General features: G+C 34.2%; 14 protein-coding genes. 12 read left to right on the top strand and 2 right to left on the bottom strand.

The annotated features are described in order from the left end of the window. Window positions 1-38: 38 nt before the first annotated feature. Entirely contained in the window at window positions 39-3,875 is a 3,837-nt protein-coding gene (gene porU, locus GQ47_RS04305; protein ID WP_035645474.1) for a type IX secretion system sortase PorU, read from the bottom strand. Between the two features lie 214 nt (window positions 3,876-4,089). Here porU and gldJ point away from each other — a divergent pair, with 214 nt between their 5' ends. After that, window positions 4,090-5,775 carry a gliding motility lipoprotein GldJ gene (gene gldJ / locus GQ47_RS04300; protein ID WP_035645473.1) on the top strand — a complete coding sequence of 562 codons (1,686 nt, stop codon included), beginning with the start codon at window positions 4,090-4,092 and terminating at the stop codon, window positions 5,773-5,775. A 118-nt stretch (window positions 5,776-5,893) separates the two neighbouring features. Next, on the top strand, window positions 5,894-7,180 hold the full coding sequence (gene murF, locus GQ47_RS04295) for a UDP-N-acetylmuramoyl-tripeptide--D-alanyl-D-alanine ligase (protein WP_035645471.1): 1,287 nt from the start codon (window positions 5,894-5,896) through the stop codon (window positions 7,178-7,180). A 38-nt stretch (window positions 7,181-7,218) separates the two neighbouring features. Here the strand turns inward: murF and GQ47_RS04290 are convergent, their stop codons facing one another. Next, window positions 7,219-10,089 carry a helix-turn-helix and ligand-binding sensor domain-containing protein gene (locus tag GQ47_RS04290; protein ID WP_035645469.1) on the bottom strand — a complete coding sequence of 957 codons (2,871 nt, stop codon included), beginning with the start codon at window positions 10,087-10,089 and terminating at the stop codon, window positions 7,219-7,221. Between the two features lie 345 nt (window positions 10,090-10,434). Between GQ47_RS04290 and GQ47_RS04285 the strand changes: the two genes are divergently transcribed. From GQ47_RS04285 to GQ47_RS04240, 10 genes are all read left to right on the top strand, one after another. Further along, complete coding sequence (locus GQ47_RS04285; protein WP_035645468.1) at window positions 10,435-13,548, top strand: SusC/RagA family TonB-linked outer membrane protein; 3,114 nt, start codon at window positions 10,435-10,437, stop codon at window positions 13,546-13,548. A 14-nt stretch (window positions 13,549-13,562) separates the two neighbouring features. Further along, entirely contained in the window at window positions 13,563-15,071 is a 1,509-nt protein-coding gene (locus GQ47_RS04280; protein ID WP_035645466.1) for a RagB/SusD family nutrient uptake outer membrane protein, read from the top strand. A 24-nt stretch (window positions 15,072-15,095) separates the two neighbouring features. Next, window positions 15,096-15,974 carry a hypothetical protein gene (locus tag GQ47_RS22790; RefSeq protein WP_152560989.1) on the top strand — a complete coding sequence of 293 codons (879 nt, stop codon included), beginning with the start codon at window positions 15,096-15,098 and terminating at the stop codon, window positions 15,972-15,974. 141 nt (window positions 15,975-16,115) lie between these two features. Continuing rightward, window positions 16,116-17,567, top strand: coding sequence for a glycoside hydrolase family 30 protein (locus tag GQ47_RS04270; protein WP_035645465.1), 1,452 nt, complete (start codon window positions 16,116-16,118; stop codon window positions 17,565-17,567). A gap of 91 nt (window positions 17,568-17,658) precedes the next feature. Further along, window positions 17,659-19,128 (top strand): glycoside hydrolase family 30 protein, encoded by a 1,470-nt coding sequence (locus GQ47_RS04265; protein ID WP_035645462.1) that lies wholly within the window; start codon window positions 17,659-17,661, stop codon window positions 19,126-19,128. Window positions 19,129-19,155: 27 nt separating this feature from the next. Next, complete coding sequence (locus GQ47_RS04260) at window positions 19,156-20,631, top strand: glycoside hydrolase family 30 protein (RefSeq protein ID WP_035645459.1); 1,476 nt, start codon at window positions 19,156-19,158, stop codon at window positions 20,629-20,631. 27 nt (window positions 20,632-20,658) lie between these two features. Then, a complete protein-coding gene (locus GQ47_RS04255) occupies window positions 20,659-22,401 on the top strand; it encodes a cellulase family glycosylhydrolase (RefSeq protein WP_035645457.1) in 1,743 nt (580 codons plus the stop codon). Window positions 22,402-22,432: 31 nt separating this feature from the next. After that, window positions 22,433-23,506: a glycoside hydrolase family 16 protein gene (locus tag GQ47_RS04250; protein ID WP_035645455.1), complete on the top strand. Its 1,074-nt coding sequence runs from the start codon at window positions 22,433-22,435 to the stop codon at window positions 23,504-23,506. A 72-nt stretch (window positions 23,507-23,578) separates the two neighbouring features. Further along, window positions 23,579-24,418 carry an endonuclease/exonuclease/phosphatase family protein gene (locus GQ47_RS04245; protein ID WP_035645453.1) on the top strand — a complete coding sequence of 280 codons (840 nt, stop codon included), beginning with the start codon at window positions 23,579-23,581 and terminating at the stop codon, window positions 24,416-24,418. A gap of 1 nt (window position 24,419) precedes the next feature. Continuing rightward, the gene (locus tag GQ47_RS04240) at window positions 24,420-25,844 is read left to right on the top strand and encodes a glycoside hydrolase family 30 protein (RefSeq protein WP_035645447.1); all 1,425 of its coding nucleotides are present in this window, start codon (window positions 24,420-24,422) and stop codon (window positions 25,842-25,844) included. Window positions 25,845-25,858: the final 14 nt, after the last annotated feature.

Below are 25,858 nucleotides of genomic sequence, written 5' to 3'. Positions count from 1 at the left end.
GGACTAATGTTTTTTGGTGGTGCAAAATATATATAATATTATAAGATGACAAGTTTTTCGTACTTTTCTGCTTTTTTATTTGTTAAATTTGATTTAACGGTCAATTTATAAATATAAACTCCTTTACCTATCCGGTCTCCAAAATCGTCTCTTCCATCCCAGGTAATTTCTCTTGAAAGAAATCCTTCTGTTGTAATAATTTGGTTTTTTGTCCAGACTACTTTTCCTGTAATAGTCATAACCTGTACCTGAACTTCCAGTGGTTCATAAGGTCTATTGTGCGAAAACCAAAATTGTGTGTAAGTTGAAAATGGGTTGGGATAATTAAGAACGTGGGTTAAAGATAATGATTCATCTCCAACAACAATAAATTGTATTTCACTTGTTACAGGATTATTATAAACATCCCATGCTGTGAAAGTTATCGTGTGCAGTCCAGCTTTTAAATTTCGAAGCGGAAAGCGTAAATTACCATTTGTATAATCATCTAGTTTTGTCTGATAATAATCATTCAAAATGTACGGATTGCTGACGTCTCCATCTAATACTGCTACGATATCATGCCCAATTCCACTGGCTGTATTAATTCCGTTTTCGTCTTCCAGAAACGCCAAAAGAAAAGGCGATTCATTTGTAATGCCACCAGAAACAAATGTTTCATCGTTCATATATAACTTCACTTTTGGACTAATATTGTCCTGTGGTGCATTTTCATTTATTCCTCCAATTTTAATGGTGGTGTTATAACCGGACTGGTTTTCTAAAGCCTGATTTTTCTTTGAATAAAAACTGATTCGGCCATAATCGACATTAATTCGAATGTCTCTTGGAACAACAAAGCTAAATTCAAACTGGCCGTTTGTGACTGAAGCGTTGCCTCTGAAAATAGTTTCTCCTAGAGTTTTAAATGACATTGGCGGACTGAATCCATCATTATTAAGAGTCGATGTTGTAATGAGTTTATCAAAAATTGCCGTTGCTAATTCGCCGTTATAATTGCTTAAAAGCGTATTGTTTTCATCTGTAATTTCTCCTGAAATTTTGATTTTTGAAAGTGATTTTAAATCTGGAATGGTTTGCGAAATCACAACATCATTTACTTTTGTTAAATTAATTCTCGGTTTTGGAATTGCAAGCATCAGTGCTGGATCTCCAATATAAAATATGACGTTGCTGGATGAGCTCGGATTTTCATTTTTTGAAATTCGAAGTGCTTCTGCAATAGTGGTGTATTGGTTTGATCCGTAAGAAAGTAAATTTTTGCTTAGGCTGTCATTGAAATTCTCGGCATTAAACTGACCAATTGACCGAATGGTGGTCAACATTGAAATTGCACCACCTTTAGGGTTCCAAAAAGTATATTCTCCGGCTGTTGGTCGGGTAGGATCATCAAATCTGGAAAATTCGCAAGTGATTGTTATAAATAAAGGATACTTGTACTGATTGTTCAGATTTTGCCCATCTGATTTTTCCCAAATTCTTTCGCTGGCTAATCCATCTTCACCGCCATGTCCTAAATAATTAAAGACCAAAGCGCCTTTTTCAAAAGCATCAAATAAATCGGTACGGGCTTTAGGATATCTTGATCCTCCCGCAGAAGCTTCCTGAGTGTAGGAGTCTAAAATGATTTTGTCGATATTAAAAAAAGGTTTTTGAGTTGCAATAACATCTGCGAGGGCATTTTGACGTGATTGAAGCGTTGCATCAGAACTTTGATCTGCGTCATCACTCACTAAAACAAAATTATTTCTCCAATTTCCATAAGATTTAGTGTCGTGATATTCTAAAACCTTATTTACCATTTCATTTGCCTGTGTATTGTCAGAAACAAGCATTCTGCCTGTGGCAATGTCAATTCCTCCAAAGAAATTGGTAATGTTTCCTTCGTCGGCATCCATCAATCCATAAAAATCATCAGATGCGAAAGAAGCTTCTCCTGTTGTGTTGCTAATTAAGGAATGATATATAGGTACAATATTGGTATTGTTTGAAATTCGATCTTTATAATCATAAGATGCATCTCCAAATAAATTCACATATTTGACTCTTTTGTCTGGCGAAGAAGCGTTTTCGTAAATATATCGTATACAGTTTCTAATCGCGGCAATATCTTGCTTTCCTGATGAAAATTCCTGATAGATATCTTCTAAAGTAATTACTTTTACATTTAAATTGGAATAGGTGCGACGAAACGCAGCTAATTTTTCAGCTTGAGAGGCAAGAGATTTAGGAGAGATAATAACATAATCAATATCTTGAATACTGTTTTGAGCATTTCTAAAAAGTGTTCCTTTTAAATTTTGATTGGCAACTTTTGACTGATTTTCTTTTAAAGGTGTAAAATAATCTGAAGCGTCAATAGCGATATATTTTCTGATTTCTCCCAATGAAGCTTTAAAGCTTAAAGTTGCCTGATTTGAATTTTCAATTTTGGAAACATTATAAGGATCTGTGATGTCCCAAACTTGAGATATTCCTGCAGCGTTTCCAACGGTATAATTTGCAATTCCAGGTGTTGAGCCGGCCAGATCATATTGGAATTTGAACTGTTTTCCGGTTCCAAGCAGTTTTCTTTTTGCGATAATATTAATGTAATCAAGATAGCCTTTTGATCCTGGTACACCATTATTATTATAGGTAAGTTTTATTTTTACACTTTCGGCAGCTGTAAATGTTGAATTTGCAGGTAATTTGCCAGTATAGAATTTAATGTCAGAACTAGAGACCAAAGAATTGAAGTTAATGTTTCCAATATTTTGCCCGTTTGCGCTTATAGTAAAAGATGTCGGAGTAAATGCAGCAGCAGCGCCAACAACTTCTATTTTTGCAGGAACAGAGTTGTCTACGTTTGGAAATGTAAAAGTAAATTCTTGTTCCTGATTGATGTCAAATGATTCTCCAAACCACTGGCGGCCTAAATGCGCTATATTAGTCTGGTCAATTTCGTGGTATTGATAGTCATCAAACGTATTTAGTTCTAAAGTCGTACTTCCTGAAGGCTGATTTAGAATCGGGATTCTTTTTCCGTCACCGCCAGTCGTTGTGATGTAATAATACGATTTGGAGTCAAATAAATTAAGATTGGTCTGGCTTTCTGAATTCCAGTTTTCGACTCCTTCGGCATAAAAAAGAATATAGTCTTCATTGTTAAAGATTCCGTCGCTTTCTCCAATAATCTGTATTGCATTTTCAGCCAAATCATCTGGATAATAAGTACTGTTTGCTAAAGGAAGCATTCTTCCTCCGTTTCCGTATATTTTGATTCTTTTCGGATCGGTTTTGCTTGGATCAAAGCCTAAACTTTGTAGAAATGATTTTGATATTTTATAAATACCTGATTTTTCTACATAAAAACGATACCAATCTCCAGATGCTAAAACAGAATTAGAAATTACGCTTGATTTTTGAAAAGCAGAAGTGTTGGTGTTTTTTGACGTTGAACCGTTTGAAGAATAGGAAAAAGATCGGATCCTTTTAAAGCCATTTCCGTCTTTGAGAATTGGTGAAAGCGAAAGAAAAAGTTGCTTTTGATCTCTTGAAGAAGCAATTTTTAACGTTTCATTTGGTTTTTCAGGAAGGTTTTCCGGATTTAAATCGCCAAGATCATTAATTGAAATTGTTTCGTAAACAACATTAAAAAGTTGCACAGAATTGTTCGTTCCAGAGCTCGATTGAGTGATGTTAAGCAGCAGGGTTAGGCTTTTTTTAGTAGTATCGTATCGAAAACTGCTTCCGGAAAAATAAGGAACTGTGGTTTTGAAATCACCGAAACTCATTTCTTTTTTGCCTTGCCAATCTATTGCGAAGCTCCTATTTATCTGGGAAAACGCAAGAATTGGAACTAAAAAAAAGTATAAGATTAGGGCTTGTTTCATAGGTTAAGAAAACGAAATTGTTAACAAATTATTTTACTAAGTAAAAATATAGTATTTCATGTTATAGTAAATAATAAAAAGTATATTTTTGCGTTCGTAACTATAGGTTATTTTCTGGTAAAAAAACAGCTAAATAAAATTATTAGAACAGATGTTGCTAATTAAATGTTAATTATTATATTGCAACACCTAAATTTATCACCTAAGAATGAGTATGAAAGTAAACAAAATTGTAGTCCTGCAATTAATGATGTCAATGGTATTGATGTTGGGCACGGCTAGTTGTAGCAAAAAATCGAGTTCCTCTCACGCTTCTCGAGCGACAGGTTGGGATGTAGATAGTCAGAATGGAACGGCTGCTAGAAATGCAGGAAAAAAACAACAGGCTGGTCCTGGTTTAGTTTTTGTTGAAGGAGGTACATTTACAATGGGTAAAGTACAGGATGATGTTATGCACGATTGGAATAACACACCAACCCAACAACACGTTCAGTCATTCTACATGGATGAAACCGAAGTTACTAATGGTATGTACTTAGAATACCTAGAGTGGTTGAAAAAAGTTTTCCCTCCAACAGAAGAAAATTACAAAAACATTTACACAGGGGCGTCTCCTGATACATTAGTATGGAGAAATCGTTTAGGATATAACGAAACGATGACTAATAACTATTTAAGACATCCTTCTTATGCTGAATATCCTGTAGTTGGTGTAAACTGGATTCAGGCTGTTGAGTTCAGTAAATGGAGAACAGACCGTGTAAACGAAGCTGTTTTGGAAAAAGACGGATACATTAAAAGAGGTGCTAAAACTAACGATGTTACTGCTGAAAGTTTGTTTAATACTGAGGCTTACTTGGCATCTCCTTCTACACAGTATGGAGGTAGCGAAGAAATTGTATTGAAGAAAAATCCTAACGGAAGAAGACCAAAAGCAGGTAAAGATGGTGTAGTTCCAGAAGCGAAAAACGTATATGCACAACGTTCTTCAGGAGTTATTTTACCTGAATACAGACTTCCTACTGAAGCTGAGTGGGAATATGCAGCAGCAGCTGATGTTGGACAAAGAGAATACAATATATATAAAGGACAAAAGAAATATCCTTGGTCTGGAGATTATACTCGTTCAGCTAAACGTAAAAACAGAGGTGATCAATTGGCTAACTTTAAGCAAGGAAACGGAGATTACGGTGGAATTGCTGGATGGTCTGATGACGGAGCTGATATTACTAATAAAGTAAAAAGTTATGCTGCAAATGATTTTGGATTGTATGACATGGCAGGTAACGTTGCAGAATGGGTAGCCGATGTTTACAGACCTATTATTGATAACGAAGCAAATGATTTCAACTACTACAGAGGAAATCAATATGCTAAAAATAAAATTGGTAAAGACGGTAAAATTGAAATCGTTTCTACAGCTAACATTAAATATGATACTTTAAGTAACGGTAAAGTTGTAGCAAGAAACCTTCCGGGAGAAATTGCTCAGGTTCCCGTTGATGAGCAAGAAACTTATTTGAGACAAAACTTTAGCACAAGCGACAATATCAATTATAGAGATGGTGATAAACAATCTTCTAGATATTTTGACTTCGGAGATTCAGAGTCTGGACCAAAAGCTGATCAAGCAATGTACAACTCTCCTAAACATAATGTTACAACTGATAGTTTAGGAAAAATGATTAGAAAATATGACAGCTCTAGTAAACGTACTACCTTAATCGATGATAAAGTAAGAGTTTACAAAGGAGGTTCTTGGAGAGATAGAGCTTATTGGTTAGATCCAGCTCAAAGAAGATATTTTCCTCAGGATATGGCAACTGATTACATTGGTTTCAGATGTGCAATGTCTAGAGTAGGATCAAAATCTGAAAGAAGAAAATCACCAAGGAATTAAGATTTAGAAATTCCAATATAAAAAAATTCCAAATTCCAAAAGCTGAATATTCAGTCTGGAATTTGGAATTTTTTTATTGTTTTTTTTCTACTTTTATCATCTATTAAAAATAATATAAATGAATATTCAAGACATTCATAATCTGTTTTTGCAATGTAAATCGCTTTCAATTGATACTAGAAAAATTGAAAAAGATTCTATGTTTTTTGCTATTAAAGGAGAAAATTTTGACGCAAATACTTTTGCTGAGGAAGCCTTAAAATTAGGTGCATTATTTGTTGTTATAGACAATGAATCGTACTTTATTGACGAGAGAACAATTTTGGTTAAAAACAGTCTGGAAGCGCTTCAGGAATTAGCTAAATTTCACCGTGCGTATTTGAAATTGCCTATTGTTGCTTTAACTGGAAGTAACGGAAAAACAACAACTAAAGAGCTTATTAATGCCGTTTTGTCTAAAAAATACAAAACAAAAGCTACAATTGGAAATTTAAACAATCATATTGGTGTTCCATTGACTTTGCTGTCTTTTACAAAAGAAACTGAAATTGGAATTGTAGAAATGGGAGCAAATCATCAAAAAGAAATTGAATTTTTATGTGAAATCGCACAACCGGATTATGGCTACATTACTAATTTCGGAAAAGCACACTTGGAAGGTTTTGGTGGAGTAGAAGGCGTGATAAAAGGAAAAAGCGAGATGTATCAATATCTTGCAAAGAATGATAAAGTTGCATTTGTAAATCTTGAAGATCCAATTCAAATTGAAAAATCGGCTGGAATTAATTCATTTACTTTTGGATTAAATAAGAATGAAGCAGATTTAAATATTAAAAAGATTGAAGCAAATCCTTTTGTGGTGATCAATTATGAAAGCTTTAGTGTAGAATCGCATTTAATTGGCTTGTATAATGCAAATAACATAAATGCAGCAGTTTCTATAGGTTATTACTTTAAAGTAACTGATGCGGCAATTAAAGAAGCAATTGAGAATTATATTCCGGAGAATAATAGATCGCAATTATTGAAAAAAGACTCAAACCAAATTATTCTAGATGCTTATAATGCAAATCCAAGTAGTATGGCTGTTGCAATAGCTAACTTTTTACAGTTAGATAGTCAGAATAAAATAATGATTCTAGGTGATATGTTTGAATTAGGAATTGAAAGTCCACAAGAGCATAAAGCGATTGTTGATTCTTTATCTAATCAGGATAAATCTGTTTGTTATTTAATTGGAAAGTCATTCTATGAAAATAAAATTTCAAGTGATAATCTTCATTTTTATGAGACATTTGATGATTTTTCTGCTTATTTAAAAACGCTTAAATTTAACGATAATACTATTTTAATAAAAGGCTCCAGAGGAATGGCTTTGGAACGAACATTAGAATATATTTCATAAAAAAAAGCCATCAGCCGCGACTGATGGCTTTTTTTTGTTTAGATACTCATTAAAAACCCGATAAGATTCTCTTTTTTATTCAGTCCGAGCTTTTTTCTCAGACGGTATCGTGCTAGTTCAACACCTCCTGTCGAAATATTCATAATTTCGGCAATTTCTTTAGTGGACATGTTCATCAATAAATAAGTTGAAAGATCCAGCTCACGAGGTGAAATAGTTGGGTATTTTTCTTTTAGTCGCTTTAAAAATTCAAAATGAACGTTTTTAATGTGTTTTTCTAAATCTTTCCAGCTTTTGTCTGTATTTACTTCTTTTACAATGCTTTTGTTAAGTTTGCTTACTTGGAATTTAGTTGAATCATCCAGAGCTTCAACATCAATTTCTTTCAATTTGTGAATAATTCCATTTAAGATTTTGTTTTTCTTTACAACCTGAAGTGAATTGTTTACAAGCTCTTTATCTTTTGCTAAAATTTTAATTTGAAGCTTGTCGTTTTTTAGTTTTTCAATTTCTTTTTCAAGATCGTATTGTTCCTGTCTAATTCTGGATTCTTTTTCTAAGTATAAACGACGTTGTTCGATAGTTTCGTAATACTTGTTTTTTCGGATTTTCATTTTAATTCTATCTGAAATCACATAGATGGCGATAATTATTAAAATAAAATAAATCATTAATGCTAAAAAATGTCGGTACCAAGGTGGAGAAACGATAAATGAAAGTGTTGATGGCTCAGATTGAATTCCATAACTGTTTCTGACCTTCACATTCATTTTATATTCGCCTTCCCGAAGGTTTGTGTACTCTTTTATAGAAATTGTAGACCAATTGCTCCATTTGTCATCAAAGGGTTCTAACTGATAAGAGAATTCAACATTTTCAAGATTTTCATAAGTAGGTGACGAAAACGTGAATCGTACATGATTGGAAGAATAAGGAACTCTGATATTCTCAATTTTGTTTTGATTATTTCCTAAAATAATAGTATCGCCGGGAAATGAAAAACTACGGATAAAGGCTTTTGGTTTCGTCACAGAATTATTCAGTAATTCAGAATCATAATGTGCTAGTCCATCGGTTAATCCTATAAAAATATTTTTTTTGTCGATTGTGTTGACAGATAAATAGTTGCTTACCAAGTTTCCTGTTAGGTTCGAAAAAGGCGCTACAATATTAGTATAGTAGTTGTTTTTTTTCATTAAAACCCCAATTGATTCGTCAAAAGCATACCATAAGTTCGATTGTGAATCTTCGCTTAAACTATTAATAACGGGAATGTTTCTAAATAACTTAGATAAGTTTTTATCTTCATAAAATAAATCCTGTTCTTTTGAATATTTATAAAAATGATTATTGGTCTGAAAGTACAGTTGGTTATCAATTTTTTGGATACTTCCGATGTTTTTATATTTTGATGTTAAGCGGTCGATTTTTTTAATAGATGAAAATCGTTTCAAATCATTGCTTAAAGCCATTCTGTAGATTGATTCGTCTTTTTTAAGCCATAAATACGAATCGTCAAGCTCGAAGTTGTTTGAAGATTTATCAAATCCTATTACTTGATTTTTATGCACTAATCCGGCTGGCGTTTTTTGAAAAACAGCAAATCCGTCATAATTAGAGCCAATATAAAATCCAGGATGATTTGGAATCTTCTTAAATCCAAAATAACCTTTTGAATCGATTACATTCGTAACAGCTCCTCCTTTAATCACGAGAGCACCTCGGTTATTGGAACAAATTAATTCGTTATCAATTATTTGAACGTTCCAGGATTGTGCTGTCGTTCCTTGAACAAGCTTAAAAGTGTCTTCTTTAAAACTGTTGTTCCACGCGTGATAAAATACTCCCTGGTTTGTTGCTACATATAGATTTCCCTGATGAATTACTGAAGCATAAACGGTACTGATGTCATAACTGAAGCCGAAATAAGTGAAAGGAGAACCTTCATTCACAAATGCGATACCATTATCAAGACCAAGCCAAAGATTGTTTTTGTTGTCTATAAAAGAAGTTAAAACAGTATTGTTTTGAAGACCTTTTTTGCGATTAAGATGCTGAATTATTTTGCCATTATAATCGCAGATTGCAATTCCGTCTAATACCGAATTTAAAACGATGAAGTTATTATTTATCGTTACCCCTCCAAGTGAGTTGTTTTTTTTGACAAAGTTGTTAGCTTCGGTATCCCATGGTTTTACAGTGTTGTTTTCGTAAACGAATAATCCTTTTTCTAAGGTTATGATTAGTGTTTTACCTTTTGCTAAATTATACATTCCCCAAATCTCTGTATTGTTTAAGCTTGTAGTATTTGGGAGTGAGTAAAGCTTTCCATTTCGGTATTCTAATATTCCCTTTTCAATATCTTGAAAATATAGTTTATTATTGACGACAAAAGAAAACTGAAATCGTTTAGGAGCTTCTAATATAGTAAGCTTGTTGTTTTTAAAGATATAAGCTCTCGCAAATGATTGAAAAATGGTTTGATTTTCAAATGAATGAATCTTCCAGATGAAATCTATTATTTTGATTTTGTTTTTGTCTACTTGCTGCGATAATGATGTGTATTTAAGTCTTCCTTTTTCGTTTGGTTTGAAATATCCAAACTCATTATAACCACCCACATAAATTTTTCCATCATTTGTAATTTTTAGACATCTCACAGAAGTTAAATTAGGAAGCGGATATTTTCTCCAAGAAGAACCATCGAACTGTAAAAGTCCGTTATTGTTTGCAAAATATAGATTTCCGTTCTTATCCTGTCCTATATTCCAGTTTTGTGTTCCTCCTTTATATTCATTTCGTTTGTAATTTCTTACGTCAGGAAGCCCGATATTCTTGACTTGGCCAAAAAAAGTTATTGTGAATAATGTAAAAAAAGTAATAATAAAATATGATTTTATCAATTTCATAAAATTTTTTAGATTTTTTAAATTTTGAATGGTAAATGCTTTGTTTGTAGTGTTTTACAATAGTTTTCCTTCTACTATTTCGTTGTAGAAAGCGATATTATTCATAAAAATAAGCAATCTTATACAACTGTAGTGTTTATTTTTATAATTAACATTTTGCTAACATCTTAAATTTAATTTTTAAATAATTAAAAATCAAATAATTAAAAAAAAAATGATGTGTTTTTGTAATGTATAAAAATTTGTTTTGATGTGTTTTTGTAGTGAAATTTACTTGTTGATAGTAAAAAAATAACATTATTATTGCATCAAATTACTAATTAATTAACCAAAATTTTTAGAAAAATGAAATTAACAAAATTACTTGTTTTTTGTGTTTCATCTTTGTTATTCTCGGTTATGGCTGTGGCTCAGGATGTCACAGTAAACGGGATGATTAATGATGAAAGTGGGATGCCAGTTCCAGGTGCAACTATTGCATTAAAAGGGTCTAATAAATCAACTGCATCAGATTTTGATGGGAAATTTCAAATTCAAGCCCCTTCAAATGGTGTTTTAACAGTTACTTTTATTGGATACACTACAGTTAGTGAAGCTGTAAATGGCAGATCAAAAATTACAATTCAATTAAAGCCAGAATCTCAATCATTAAATGAAGTTGTGGTGGTTGGATACGGTACTCAAAAGAAATCAGTAGTTACTGGAGCAATCTCTAGTGTAAAAGCTGCAGATCTTGAAAAAGTTCCAAATGGCCGTGTTGAGCAAGCTTTACAAGGTAGAGCAGCAGGTGTTTCTGTAGCTTCAACATCAGGTCAGCCTGGATCTACTGCAAAAGTACGTATTAGAGGTATAACTACATTTAGAGAAGGTGGTAACGATCCACTTTGGGTAGTTGATGGAATTGTAATTGATGCTGGAGCTACTGGTTTTATTAATCAGTCTGATATTGAGTCTATTGAGGTTCTTAAAGATGCTGCTTCTGCTGCAATTTACGGAACTCGTGCTGCAACAGGGGTTATCTTAGTAACAACTAAAAAAGGTAAATCAGGTAAAATTACTGTAAACTATAATGGTTTTGCTGGAGTTTCTGCACCTTCTAAAAAATTAGATTTATTAAATGCAGAGCAGTATGCAACAATAATGAATGAAAAATTAGCTGCTGATGGAAATCCTATCAGATATGCAAATCCTGCTGCCTTAGGAAAAGGTACTGATTGGCAAGATGCTATTTTTAACAATCAAGCATTCAGATACAATCACGAATTAAGTATTAGTGGTGGTGGCGAAAAATCTACTTTTTATGCTTCGTTTGGTATTCAAGACCAAGAAGGTATTGTTACAACAGACATTTCTGGTTATAACAAAAAGAATTTCCGTTTAAACTCGACTCACAAGATTTCTGATTATTTTACGTTTGGACAAACTTTTGGATTCACAAGACAAAAATCACAAAGTTTAGGAAATACTAACAGTGAGTTTGGAGGACCTTTAAGTTCTGCAATTAACTTAGATCCAACAACTCCATTAGTTGTAACAGATCCTGCACTTGCAGCAACAGCTCCATACAATAACCCATTGGCTATTCGTGATGCAAATGGTCATCCTTATGGTATTTCACCATGGGTAGGTCAGGAGATGACAAATCCAATCGCATATACTCAAACAAGATTAGGCGGTTATAACTGGTCTGATGATTTAGTTGGTAATGCTTATATGGAAGCTAATATAACAAGTCATTTGAAATTCAGAACGACTCTTGGAGGAAAAATTTCTTACTGGGGAAGCCAAGGTTTCACACCTTCATTTTTCTTAAGCAATAACGTTAATTCTGCGAGAAATAATTACACGCAAAACAATGAGAAAACATTTGCATGGACACTTCAAAACACACTTAATTATTCGAATAAATTCGGAGATCACAATGTAAGTGTTTTACTTGGTCAGGAAGCTTTATCTGAAAATATTGGTGGTACAATAGGTACTACGATGTATGGTTTGCCAATTACAAATTATCGTGATGCATCTTTTAGTTTTGATGTGCCTCAAACAGACAGAATAAGCTGGTCTAGTGATAAAGATGTTCATAAATTAGCTTCTTTGTTTGCACGTGCAAACTATGATTACAAAGAGAAATATCTTTTTACTGGTATTATTCGTCGTGATGGTTCTAACCGTTTTGGAGAAAATAAAAAGTGGGGGGTTTTCCCTTCATTCTCAGTAGGATGGGTAATTTCAAAAGAAGGATTCTGGAAAGAAAACGAATCAGTAAATAGTTTGAAATTACGCGGTGGTTACGGAGTTGTAGGAAATGATAATATTGATCCTTATAAATATCTTCCTGTTGTTGTTGGAGGATACAACTATACTATTGGAAATTCAGGTAACATTACAACAGGTTATGCTAACTCAACTTTACCAAATCCAGATTTAGGATGGGAAGAGACTTCTCAGGCAACTGTTGGTCTTGATGCAAGATTATTTAACGATTTCAATTTAACATTAGATTACTTTAAAAAGAAAACTAGCGGAATCTTAAGAGATGTTGTAATTCCTGGTTATGTTGGTGTAGCTGAATCGCCTTCTGCTAACATTGCTGATATGAACAATAGTGGTTTTGAAATTTCATTAAACTATAAAAAGAAACTTGGAGATTTTAATTTAGGTATTACTGGAAACTTCGCTACATTGAAAAATGAGGTGACTTATATTAACACAAATACTGATTTCATCAATGGAGATGCAAGTTTTCAATCAATGGGACCTGTTACAAGAATACAAGTTGGACACTCTTTCAATGAGTTCTATGGTATGAAAACTAATGGAATTTTCCAAAATGAAGCAGAAGTTGCAGCATACAAAAATTCAGCTGGTGCTTTACTTCAGCCAAATGCTAAACCAGGGGATTTCCGTTGGGTTGATGTTGATGGAGATGGTGTAATTGATCGTAACAAGGATAAAGAATTTTTAGGAACAAATATCCCTAAATCTACATTTGGACTTACTGTAAATCTTGATTACAAAAACTTCGATTTCATGGCTTTCGCTCAAGGTTCTGCAGGAAGCAAAATTTTCCAAGGATTAAGAAGGTTAGATATATTGAATGCTAACTATCAAACAACTGCTTTAGGCCGTTGGACAGGTGAAGGTACATCAAATGATTATCCAAGATTGACTAATAGTGACCCTAATGGAAACTTTAGCTCAATGTCAGACTTCTATCTTGAAAGCGGTAATTATGTGCGTTTGAAAATTGTTCAATTAGGATATACTTTACCATTAACAATATCATCTAATGTTGGAGCTGATAAAATTCGTTTTTACTTAAATGGTGAAAATCTTATCACATTTACTAAATACACAGGTTACGATCCAGAAATTGGAGGACAAGTATTTGGTGTAGATAAAGGAGTTTATCCACAAGCAAGAACGATAATGTTCGGAGTTAACGTTCAATTTTAATAAATATTAGCATTATGAAAACAATAAAATTTAAATATATATTCTGTGCGGTCGCTATGGCTGCAATAGGATCTTGTTCAGAAGATTTTGTAACAACTACTCCAAAGGGAAAATTAAATGCAGAAACGTATTACTCAAATGAGTCAGAAACTTATGCTGCATTAGTAGGAGTATATGATCCATTAAGAAAAAATACTGGTGGATTCGAAAACATTGTAGCAATGATGAATGCTGGTTCAGATGATTTCTGGGCAGGAGGTGGTAGTGCTACTGACGGTCAAGGTATTCAAAATTTCTCGAGCCATTCTCTTACGGCTCTTTTCATCCCAGCAAGTTTCTGGAATGATCACTATCAGGGTATTTACAGAGCAAATGTTTTATTGTCTAAGTTGCCAAGCGCTACAATGTCTGATGCTGCAAGAGCTAGATTTACAGCAGAAGCTAAATCGCTACGTGCACTGTATTATTTTAACTTGGTTAGAATGTTTAGAAATATTCCTCTAATCTTACAACCATTAACATCTTCAGATATTTACAGTCCAGAGCAGGCTAAACCAGAAGATGTATACGCTCAAATTGAAAAAGATTTAAGAGAAGCAATTCCGGTTTTACCTGGAACTGTTCCTGCTACTACAGAAGCTGGACGTATGACTAAAGGTGGTGCACAGGCTTTATTAGGAAAAGTATATCTATATGACGGTAAAAAGGCTGAAGCAGCTGCAGTTCTTGCAGAAGTAAATGGTACGCCAGGAGGTACTAATCAATATGGTAATAAGTTGTTAGCTAAATTCAGTGATTTATGGGTTGTTTCTAATAAATTCAATACAGAATCACTTATTGAGGTAAGCCACAGTAGTGCTGGTAACTCTGACTGGGGATTCTGGGGATCTGGAAGAGACGAAGGAAACTCATTGAACGTTATGGTTGGGCCAAGAAGTTATACAAGAGCAGCAAATTCTGATGCGCCAGACCTTCCTTCAGGATGGAGTTTTAGTGTTCCAACGCAAAAATTGTATGATGCAATGAAAGATGATCCAAGATTTGCTGCAACTATCTTAGATGTAAAAGCGTTAAAAGCTGCTGGAAAAGCTGATTATATTGCTGCTAACCAGGATACAGGATATTTCTTGAATAAATTCTTGCCTAGAATGTCTGACGTTCGTACTGGTGGTGGAGCTGCAGAATTAAACTACAAACAAGATTCATATATCATCAGACTTGCTGATACTTATTTATTGGAAGCTGAAGCGTTAGGATCTGGGCCAAGAGCTCAAGCCTTGTTAGATGCTGTTAGAGCAAGAGTTGGATTAGCACCAGTTCCTGTAACATTAGCTGCTATCAAACAGGAAAGAAGAATGGAGCTTGCAGGAGAAGGACACAGATTCTTTGACTTAGTAAGATGGGGTGATGCTGCTACAGCTTTAGCTGACAGAGGTTTCAATGCTGGTACAGATGAAATTTTCCCAATACCTTTTGTGGAATTGACAGGTACTAAATTGAAACAAAATCCTAACTATCAATAAACGATTAACCAAAAACCAAAAAAGATGAACCTAAATATAAATTTAAAGAAAAATGTATTCCTAATGCTAGCAGTAGCATTAGGAACATTATCAAGCTGTGATGATGACGCTGGAAGCGGAAATGGTTTAACAGCATCTAACGTTGATGCTTCATTTACTATTACTCCAGTTGCTGGTGCAGTAAATACTTATCTGATGACTGCACAGACTAAAGGTGTTATTGGTTCGAAATGGGACACAGGAGACGGAGCTTTGATTGGAAAAAATACTCAAGTTATTTCATTACCAGATGCAGGAGCTTATACGATAACACATACAGCAATTGGTGCTGGAGGAGCAACAGGAAAAGCATCTTTACCACTTGTAGTAGCTACTTCTGATCCTGTGAAAGGTAACCTTGTAAAAGGAGGTAAATTTGAAACTGCAGCCGATCAGGCACAATGGACAGTATGTAATCTTAGTGCAAATGGAGCAGCTTTTTGGTCTTTCGCTAACAAAAGCGCTACAATTCATTCTCCTGGAGGATGGGCTCAAGAAGGAATTTATCAGGCAATTGATGTTGTTAAGGATAAAGAATACACAATTGATATGTTAGTTTCTTGCCCTAGCGGTTCTGATGAAACTTGGTTTGAAGTTTATGCAGGTAAATCAGTTCCTAAGTCTGGCGTAGAGTATAAAGACAATAAAGTTATGGGATTAAGCACGTGGGATGGCTGTGCAAAAGCAGCATTTTCAGGTTGGCTATCATCTGTAGGTTGTGTTAAAAATGATGCTACAGCGACGGTTAAAAACGTTGTTAAATTTGATACAACAGGAAAAATTTATCTTCTTATCAGATGTGGAGGTAATACGTTTACTAAAGACGGAATTACTGTAAGCAAAATAGAAATGAGAGGAAAATAATAAAGTTTAAGTTAAGTTTAAGTTTGGTTGTAAATAGCCCATAATCGTTATGAGTATGGGCTATTTTTTAAATCCTTCCTTAAGCTGTCAGAAAATGAGTTTCTGAGAACTTGTATTTAGAATTAATATAACAAGGAAAGAATGAAAAATAATAGTTTTAAGATTCTATGTTTTTTGTTTTCAGTGGCAGCTTTTGCCCAGCCTAAAGCAAAAAATGAATTTACAACCAACGGAAAAAAAGTAACCGTATATACTACAGCTGAGAATTCTAATTTAAGATTAACCTCTACTGATAATTTGACTTTTTCAGCATCAAAACAGCCTCTTGAAATAGAATCTTCGGTTTTTGTTGAGCCATCAAAAAAGTTCCAGACTTTTATGGGAATTGGTGGAGCTATCACAGATGCAAGTGCAGAAATTTTCGCGAAACTTTCAAAAGAGAAACAAGCTGAATTTTTAGATGCTTACTACGATAAACAAAAAGGAATTGGCTATTCTTTGCTAAGAACAACGATACAAAGTTCTGATTTTAGCAGTGGAAGCTATTCTTATATCGAAGAAGGCGATAAGGATTTAAAAACATTCTCTATTGATCATGACAGACAATTTCGTATTCCGTTAATCAAACAAGCAATTGCAAAAGCAGGTGGAAAACTAACAACTTACGTTGCTCCATGGTCGCCAAATGCTTTCATGAAAGATAACAAAAATGTTCTTAAAGGCGGAAAATTATTGCCTGAATATTATCAGACGTGGGCTAATTTTTATGCAAAATTTATAAAAGCTTACGAGAAAGAAGGAATCCCAATTTGGGGAACTTCAACTCAAAATGAGCCAATGGCGGTTCAAACTTGGGGGTCATGTATTTATACTGCTGAGGCGGAAAGAGATTTTATCAAAAATTTCCTTGGCCCAACTTTGAAAAAAGAAAAGCTAGGCAATGTAAAAATTATTGCATGGGATCACAATCGTGATTTAATGAATTACAGAGCTAATGTTATCTACTCTGATCCAGAAGCTTCAAAATATGTTTGGGGAATGGGTTTTCACTGGTACGAAAACTGGTCTGGAGGAGCATCAATGTTTGATAATGTTGGGAAAGTAAATGAAGCTTATCCAAACAAAGGTCTTTTGTTTACAGAAGGCTGTGTTGAAAAATTTGATGCCAAAAAATATCAGTTCTGGGGTAACGGCGAAAGATACGGTATTTCTATGATTAATGATTTCAATAACGGAACAGCCGGATGGACTGATTGGAATATCCTTTTGGATCAAAATGGAGGTCCTAATCATGTTGGTAATTTTTGTTTCGCTCCAATCCATGCTGATACAACGACTGGTGAATTAATTTATACACCGTCTTATTATTACATCGGACATTTCTCAAAATTTATTCGCCTAAATGCGGTACGAGTTAGTACTGCAGTAAGCAGAAGTGCATTATTAAGCACATCATTTTTAAATACTGATGGCACAATGGCAACAATTGTCATGAATCAATCAGATAAAGAGATTACTTACAACTTAATTATTGCTGCTGAAAAGACTGTAGTTAAGATTCCTGCACATGCAATACAAACGCTTGTATATTAATATTTTATTTGTAAATGATGAGGGTTGATTTGAATCATCCGTATCGACCCTCAATTTACTTTTTAATTAAATCATTTTTTTTGAAAGTACAATGAAAGCCATAAGCAGCATTTTAATCGCCCCAATACTATTACTGCAATTTAGTTGTAATTCATCAAAAATTGCAGATGCTTCTGCGGTTTCTGGTTCCAAATCAAATAAAAAAATTCAGGTTTACACTACAGCCGAAAATACCGATTTGAAATTATCACTATCAAATAATTTCATTTCAAACAACACATCACAACAAACAACATCATCGGTATCTATTAATGTAGATGCTGAACAAACAGATCAGACTTTCCTCGGAATTGGTGGCGCAATTACAGACGCAAGTGCCGAAGTTTTTGCTAAGTTATCTCCAAAAAAACAACAGGAATTTCTAAACGCTTATTACGATAAAAATAAAGGAATTGGCTACTCATTAGCCAGAACAAACATACACAGCTGTGATTTCAGCAGTGACAGCTACACTTATATTGCAGAAGGTGACAAGGAATTGAAAACCTTCAACATTGACCACGATCGAAAATACAGAATTCCACTTCTTAAAAAAGCAATCGAAACTGCCGGCGGGAAATTAACTTTATTTGTCAGTCCGTGGAGTCCCCCAGCTTTCATGAAAGACAATAACGATATTTTGCACGGCGGCGTTTTGTTGCCAGAATTTGCACAATCATGGGCAAATTACTATGTGAAATTTATTAGAGAATATGAAAAAGAAGGTATTCCGGTTTGGGGATTAACCATTCAAAATGAACCAGCGGCAAAACAAAGATGGGAATCTTGTATTTATACACCTGAAGCCGAAAGAGATTTTCTGAAAAATTTCCTTGGACCAACTTTACAAAAAGAAGGACTTGCTTCTAAAAATGTAATTATTTGGGATCACAACCGTGGAGAAATGCTCGAAAAAAGAGCTAATCTGGTTTTCTCCGATCCTGAAGTTTCAAAATTTGCCTGGGGAATTGGATTCCACTGGTATGAAACATGGAGCGGCGGCCCACCAAGATTTGAATCAGTTGGTGAAGTTCATAAAGCTTTTCCAAATAAAGGACTTTTGTTTACTGAAGGCTGCGTCGAAAAATTTGATGCTTCAAGATTTCAGTTTTGGGGAAATGCAGAACGTTACGGACTTAATATGATTAATGATTTTAATAACGGAACTGTAGGCTGGACAGATTGGAATATTCTTCTAGATCAAAACGGAGGACCAAATCATGTAGGTAATTTCTGTTTTGCACCAATTCACGCTGATGTTACAAAAGATGAATTAATCTATACACCAATGTATTATTATATTGGACATTTCTCAAAATTCATTCAGGCAAATGCCAAACGCATAACTCAGACCATTAGTGATAAAACCCTTTTGAGTATGTCATTTAAAAATACTGACGGAAAAATTGCCACTATTGTTATGAATCAATCCGATAAAGATGTTGTTTATAATTTAACTAACGGCACTTTAAAAACTACTATTACTATCCCGGCACACGCTATACAAACGATTGTTTACTAGCCGTCTATTAACTAAAAAACTATAAAAATGAATCTTAATTTTAAAACCACTATAAAAGCATTATTTTTTGCTTTAGCAGTATTTGCTCAGGTAAAATGTTCATCTTCAAACGATGCAACTGATCCACCACCTGTAACTCCTCCAGTTGTAACTCCTCCTGTGACAGTTACAAACGACGTTGATTTCTGGCTGACAAAAGGAGATCAAAGTGTTCTTTTAGCCAAACAAGCAACAACGTTAGGTTTTGGAACAACAGTAAATACTAATGCCAATATCGAAGTTAATGCTTCCCAAAAATACCAAACAATAGATGGTTTCGGTTATACTTTAACAGGCGGAAGCGCTGACATGATCAATCAATTGACAGCAGCTAAAAAAAGTGCTCTTTTACAGGAATTATTTGGTTCTGGAGAAGGCTCAATAGGAATAAGTTATCTAAGAATCAGTATTGGAGCATCAGATTTGAATGCAACTCCTTTTACTTATGACGATCTTCCAACAGGAGATACAGATTTAACGCTTTCAAAATTTAGTTTAGATAAAGATAAAGCGGGTGTAATTGCTCTTTTGAAAGAAATTCTGGCTATCAATCCGAAGATTTTGATTTTGGCAACGCCTTGGTCAGCTCCGGTTTGGATGAAAGATGTGGATAGTTTTAAAGGAGGAAAATTGCAAACAAAATACTATGATGTTTATGCAAAATATTTTGTAAAATATATTCAGCAAATGAAAGCTGAAGGAATTACAATTGATGCCGTAACACCTCAAAATGAGCCTTTGCATGACGGAAACAATCCGAGTATGTATATGTCTGCAGCAGATCAGGCTATTTTTATTAAAAGCAACTTAGGCCCAGCTTTTAAAGCGGCAAATCTTAATGTAAAAATTATTGCTTACGATCATAATTGTGACAATCCAAATTATCCAAAAGCAATTTTGGCTGACGCTGATGCTTTTCCTTTCGTAGACGGTTCAGCATTCCATTTATATGCTGGAGATATTAGTGCCTTAACAAATGTTTACAGTTCTTTTCCAACTAAAAATGTGTATTTCACAGAACAATGGACATCTTCTGAAGGAAGTTTTAGTGGTGATTTAAAATGGCATGTTCGTAATGTAATTATCGGTTCAATGCGTAATTACAGTAGAAACGCACTAGAATGGAATTTAGCGAATGATGGCGGTTACAGACCTCATACTGATGGAGGATGTAGCATGTGTAAAGGTGCTTTAACGATAAATTCGAGTGAGAGCATTCAGCGTAATGTTGCTTATTATATTATTGCCCACGCTTCAAAATTTGTTCCGGCTGGTTCTGTTAGAATTGCAAGTAATAACAGTGGAAATCTTCAAACTGCTGCTTTCATTACGCCATCTGGATCAAAAGTTTTAATTGTTGAAAATGACGGAACAGTTAATGAAACTTTCAATATTAAATTCAATGATAAATGGGTTACATCGTCTCTAGATGCTGGAGCAGTTGGAACTTATACTTGGAAATAATCAAAAGAAAATAAAATCAATTTTCAGATGAAAAAAATAATTATAACATTCCTGCTTTTGTTTTCAATTGCTTCTTTCGGACAAGGCTTTTTACATAGAGACGGACAGAATATTGTTGACGGAAACGGCAAAAATATAATCTTAAGAGGTCTTGGTTTAGGAGGCTGGATGGTTCAGGAAGGATATATGTTGCAGACACAGCCATTTGCTAGTCCGCAATATCAAATCAAACAAAAAATTCAGGACGTTGTTGGAGAACAAGGAACCAAGGAATTTTATGCAGCCTACAAAGCAAACGGAATCACGAAAAGAGATATTGATTCATTGGCGAAATGGGGATTCAATTCAATTCGTCTTCCAATGCATTACAATCTTTATACGCCATCAATTCAGGAAGAAAAAAATGGAGAAATTACCTTTTTAGAAGAAGGCTTCACGATGACCGATAATTTGTTGAAATGGTGTGCCGAAAATAAAATGTATTTGATTTTAGATTTGCATGCCGCACCAGGAGGTCAAGGAAATGATGCTGCAATTTCGGATTACGATACTACAAAACCATCACTTTGGAACAGCGAAGCCAATCAGAAAAAAATGATTGCTTTATGGAAAAAGTTAGCTTCTCGTTATAGAGAGAATCAATGGATTGGCGCGTATGATATTATCAACGAACCAAACTGGAATTTTACCGGAACCAATAAAAATGGCTGTGATGAAAATTCAAACGGACCATTACGAGATTTGATGGTTGCAGTAACTAAAGCAATTCGCGAAGTAGATCCAAACCATATGGTAATTATCGAAGGAAATTGCTGGGGGAATAATTACAATGGAATTTTTCCTTTATGGGATGATAATATGGCGTTGAGTTTCCACAAATATTGGAATTATACTACTCAAGGTTCTATCCAAAAAATGCTGGATTACAGAAAAGAACATAATGTGCCAATTTGGATGGGCGAAAGTGGAGAAAATTCAAATGTTTGGTTCAAAGATGCTTTGACTTTAGTAGAAAGCAATAACATTGGATGGGCATTTTGGCCAATGAAAAAAATAGAAAATATTGCAGGAGTAACTTCGGTAACAAAAATTCCTGAATATGATGTTTTGTTGAAATATTGGAAAGATGGCGGACAAAAACCAACTCCTGAGTTTGCAAAAAAAGCCTTAATGAAAATGGCTGATAATTACAAAATGGAAAACGTAACAGTTAAGTCAGATGTAATTGATGCAATGTTCAGACAAGTTCAGACAAACGATACAAAACCATATAAAAAACATGTAATTCCTGGTAAAATTGCTGCAACGCAATATGATCTTGGAACAAACGGATATGCTTATTCAGATAAAGATTTTATAAACTACAGAGTTGAAACCGGAAAATTTGACGATTGGAACAAAGGAAATACTATGCGAAATGATGGTGTAGATATTTTATCATGTAAAGATACTGGATCAAACGGTTATCAGGTTTCTTTTATTGAAGATGGCGAGTGGCTGCAATTTACTTCTGAAGTTAAAAAACAAAATAGTTATAAAGTAGCGATTCGTTATTCAAGCGAAAAAGCAGAAGGCAAACTTCATTTTGAAACTGCAAACGGAAAAAAATCAGAATCAATTGTACTTCCTGCAACCGGAGGAAACGACAAATGGAAAACAGTTGTATTAACTGGAGTTCAATTAGAAGCTGGAACAAATAAAATAAAAGCAGTTTTTGAAAAAGGAGGCTTCAATTTGAATTATTTGAATTTTTCGGAAGGAAAAAAATAAGCTAAAAAAACTAACTAAATAACCAAAACCAATGAAACTAAATACTTTAATAAAAAAAGCAAGCTTTTTAATAGCCTTGCTATTCGTCTGTCAATCCTGCAGTAGTGGTAATGATGGCGGAGGTGATGCGCCTGTTGTAACTGGTCCGTCAAATCTTTCTGTTCAGGTAGACGTTGTTGGAAAAACAGCTGAAAAGCCCAATGGCGATGGAAGTGGAAAGGTAAAACTTACCATTTCAGCATCAAATGCTACATCTTATAAGGTTGTGATTGATAATCAGTTAAAAGAAATTTCAACGGGTGATTTTACTTATGAATTTACAGCTTCAGGAACTAAAACATACCCAATTATTGTTTCAGCCTATAACGGATTACAGTTTGTAAGCACAACAACTTCTGTAAATGTTTTTGTTGCAAGAAAAATACTGTGGGCAGATGAGTTTGATGTAGACGGAGCTCCTAATAGCGCTAAATGGGGTTATAATACAGGAACTGGCGACGGTTGGGGAAATAACGAATTAGAATATTATACTACTCGTCCTGAAAATGTAATTATTTCAAACGGAACGCTAAAAATCAAAGCAATAAAAGAAGAGTATATGGGAAGCCATTATACATCGACAAGAATGCTTACAAAAGGAAAGTTTTCATTTAAATATGGTCGCGCTGAAGTTCGTGCAAAATTGCCAGTAGGCGGAGGAACCTGGCCAGCTTTCTGGATGCTTGGTGACAATATTGATACGGCGCCATGGCCAGCTTGTGGTGAGGTCGATATTTTAGAATCAGTTGGAAATAATCCAAACGTAAATCATTCTTCTTTGCATTCGCCTGGACGTTCTGGAAATACGCCTGATACGGCTACTACAACAGTTCCAAATTCAGCAACAGAATTTCACGTTTATGCAGCAGAATGGAGTGCAGAAAGCATCAAGTTTTATGTAGATGATAATTTGTTTTACACTTACGCAAACAGCAGTTCGACACCATTTAATGCCAATTTTTTCTTGATTTTGAATTTAGCCATGGGCGGAAACTTTGGAGGAAAAGTTGACCCTAATTTTACAAGTGCAACTTTCGAAGTTGATTACGTTAGGGTATATAATTAACATAATTTTTAAATGATTTATTTTTTGTAAAGCCTCGGAAAACCTAGCTTTACGAGATTAAATTTTTTAAATATGAAAACAGTAAATAAAATAGTTTTAGCAGTAATGCTTGTTTTGGCAAGTCAATCTTTTTTTGGTCAGAATCTGAAATTGATGACGTATAATATTCGTTTGGATGTTGCTTCAGATGGAGAAAATGCCTGGCCAAATCGAAAAGATTATTTCGCGTCGCAAATACAATTTTACAGTCCTGATATTTTTGGGATTCAAGAAGGATTGCCAAATCAAGTAATTGATATTGCATCGGCCTTGCCAGATTATACCAGATTTGGAATTGGAAGAGAGGAAAAAGGAACGGGAGAAGCAGCTACGATATTTTATAAAAAAGATCGTTTTCAAGTTCAGGAATCCAATACATTTTGGTTATCAGAAACACCAAATGTAGTTTCCAGAGGTTGGGACGCAGCCTGCAATAGAGTTTGTACTTATGGTCTTTTTAAAGATTTAAAAACCAAAAAGGTATTTTATGTTTTTAATCTGCATCTGGATCATATGGGCGAAGTGGCAAGAGTGAAAGGTGTTGAGCTTGTTTTGTCAAAAATTCAAGCAATAAATATTAAAAAATACCCTGTTTTTTTAATGGGAGATTTTAATTCGGAACCAGAGACAAAACAAATTGCCGAAATAAAAAAAGTGATGAATGACACGAAAGATGTTTCAATAGAAAAACCTTTCGGACCATCAGGAACATTCAATGATTTTAAACACGACAAGCCTGTAACATTATTGCTTGATTACATTTTTGTTTCAAAAAATAGCGGACTTAAGATTTATAAACACGCAGTTTTAAGTGATTCTAAAGATTTAAAATATCCATCGGATCATTTACCTGTTTTAATAGAAATAGATTAAAATGAAAAACATCAACAAAAAACTCCAAATTTTACTTTTGCTGCCTTTAATTGCAGTTCAAATAAAATGCGGTTCTTCAAAAAGTACAGCTTCCAATTCTGGAAAAGCTGAATCTTGGATTACAACTACAGATGAATCATCAAAATTAAAAAAACAGCCAGATTTGGTTTTTAATTCTGATGTAAATTCAAATCAGACTATCACTGTTGACGCTTCTCAAAAATTTCAAACCATTGAAGGTTTTGGATTTTCTTTAACTGGAGGAAGCGCTCAGACGATTTTGAAATTGGATAAAGCAAAAAGAGAAGCATTGCTTCAAGAGCTTTTTTCAAGAAAAAATGATGCTGTAGGTATAAGTTATTTAAGAATCAGTATTGGTGCTTCAGATTTGAATGAAGTAGTTTTTTCGTATGATGATATGCCAGAAGGCCAAACAGATTTGAAACTGGAACATTTCAACCTTGGTCCAGATTTAAAAGATGTGGTTCCGGTTTTAAAAGAGATTTTAGCTATAAATCCGAAAATCAAAATTATGGGTTCTCCGTGGTCTCCACCCGTTTGGATGAAAGATAACGGAAGCTCAAAAGGTGGAAGTTTACAACCAAAATACTATCAGGTTTATGCCGAATATTTTGTGAAATATATTCAGGCAATGAAGGCACAAGGAATTGTAATTGATGCAATAACGCCTCAAAACGAACCGTTACACCCAGGAAATAATCCGAGTATGTTGATGTTGGCTGAACAACAAGCAGATTTTATTGGAAATAATCTAGGGCCAGCTTTTAAAGCGGCAGGAATAAAAACTAAAATTATTGTTTACGATCACAATTGCAACAAACCAGAATATCCTTTGACTATTTTAAAAGATACAAAAGCAAATCCTTTTGTGACTGGTTCTGCGTTTCACTTGTACGAAGGTGATATCAGTGCTTTAACAACAGTACACAATGCATTTCCAGACAAAGATTTATATTTTACAGAACAATACACAGGATCAAAAAGCAGTTTTGAAAATGATTTGAAATGGGGTGTAAAAAATGTTGTAATTGGTTCAATGAGAAACTGGAGCAAAATTGCACTTTCATGGGGATTGGCTAATGATGAATATTACAAGCCATTTACTCCAGGAGGTTGTTCTACTTGTAAAGGTGCTTTGATGATTGATCAAAACCAGAATATTAAGCGAGAAGTAGGTTATTACCTAATTGGTCACGCTTCAAAATTTGTTCCTGAAGGATCAGTAAGAATTGGAAGTAATATTGCTGGAAATTTACACAACGTTGCTTTCAAAACACCATCGGGACAAATTGTTCTAATTGTAGAAAATGATGGGAATTCAGCAGAAACATTCAATATTAAATACAATCAAAAACAAATTTCAACTACTTTAAACGAAGGTGCTGTAGCAACTTACGTTTGGTAATCAAAATTAAATTC

Source organism: Flavobacterium sp. ASV13 (assembly GCF_000745775.1).
Lineage (GTDB): Bacteria > Bacteroidota > Bacteroidia > Flavobacteriales > Flavobacteriaceae > Flavobacterium.
Note: the sequence above shows the minus strand (reverse complement) of the source record. Positions and strands in the feature narration are given on the sequence as shown.

Coding starts and splice junctions, on each gene's coding strand:
- porU (WP_035645474.1), bottom strand. CDS start 3,875: ATGAAACAAGCCCTAATCTTATACTTTTTTTTAGTTCCAATTCTTGCG.
- gldJ (WP_035645473.1), top strand. CDS start 4,090: ATGAAAGTAAACAAAATTGTAGTCCTGCAATTAATGATGTCAATGGTA.
- murF (WP_035645471.1), top strand. CDS start 5,894: ATGAATATTCAAGACATTCATAATCTGTTTTTGCAATGTAAATCGCTT.
- GQ47_RS04290 (WP_035645469.1), bottom strand. CDS start 10,089: ATGAAATTGATAAAATCATATTTTATTATTACTTTTTTTACATTATTC.
- GQ47_RS04285 (WP_035645468.1), top strand. CDS start 10,435: ATGAAATTAACAAAATTACTTGTTTTTTGTGTTTCATCTTTGTTATTC.
- GQ47_RS04280 (WP_035645466.1), top strand. CDS start 13,563: ATGAAAACAATAAAATTTAAATATATATTCTGTGCGGTCGCTATGGCT.
- GQ47_RS22790 (WP_152560989.1), top strand. CDS start 15,096: ATGAACCTAAATATAAATTTAAAGAAAAATGTATTCCTAATGCTAGCA.
- GQ47_RS04270 (WP_035645465.1), top strand. CDS start 16,116: ATGAAAAATAATAGTTTTAAGATTCTATGTTTTTTGTTTTCAGTGGCA.
- GQ47_RS04265 (WP_035645462.1), top strand. CDS start 17,659: ATGAAAGCCATAAGCAGCATTTTAATCGCCCCAATACTATTACTGCAA.
- GQ47_RS04260 (WP_035645459.1), top strand. CDS start 19,156: ATGAATCTTAATTTTAAAACCACTATAAAAGCATTATTTTTTGCTTTA.
- GQ47_RS04255 (WP_035645457.1), top strand. CDS start 20,659: ATGAAAAAAATAATTATAACATTCCTGCTTTTGTTTTCAATTGCTTCT.
- GQ47_RS04250 (WP_035645455.1), top strand. CDS start 22,433: ATGAAACTAAATACTTTAATAAAAAAAGCAAGCTTTTTAATAGCCTTG.
- GQ47_RS04245 (WP_035645453.1), top strand. CDS start 23,579: ATGAAAACAGTAAATAAAATAGTTTTAGCAGTAATGCTTGTTTTGGCA.
- GQ47_RS04240 (WP_035645447.1), top strand. CDS start 24,420: ATGAAAAACATCAACAAAAAACTCCAAATTTTACTTTTGCTGCCTTTA.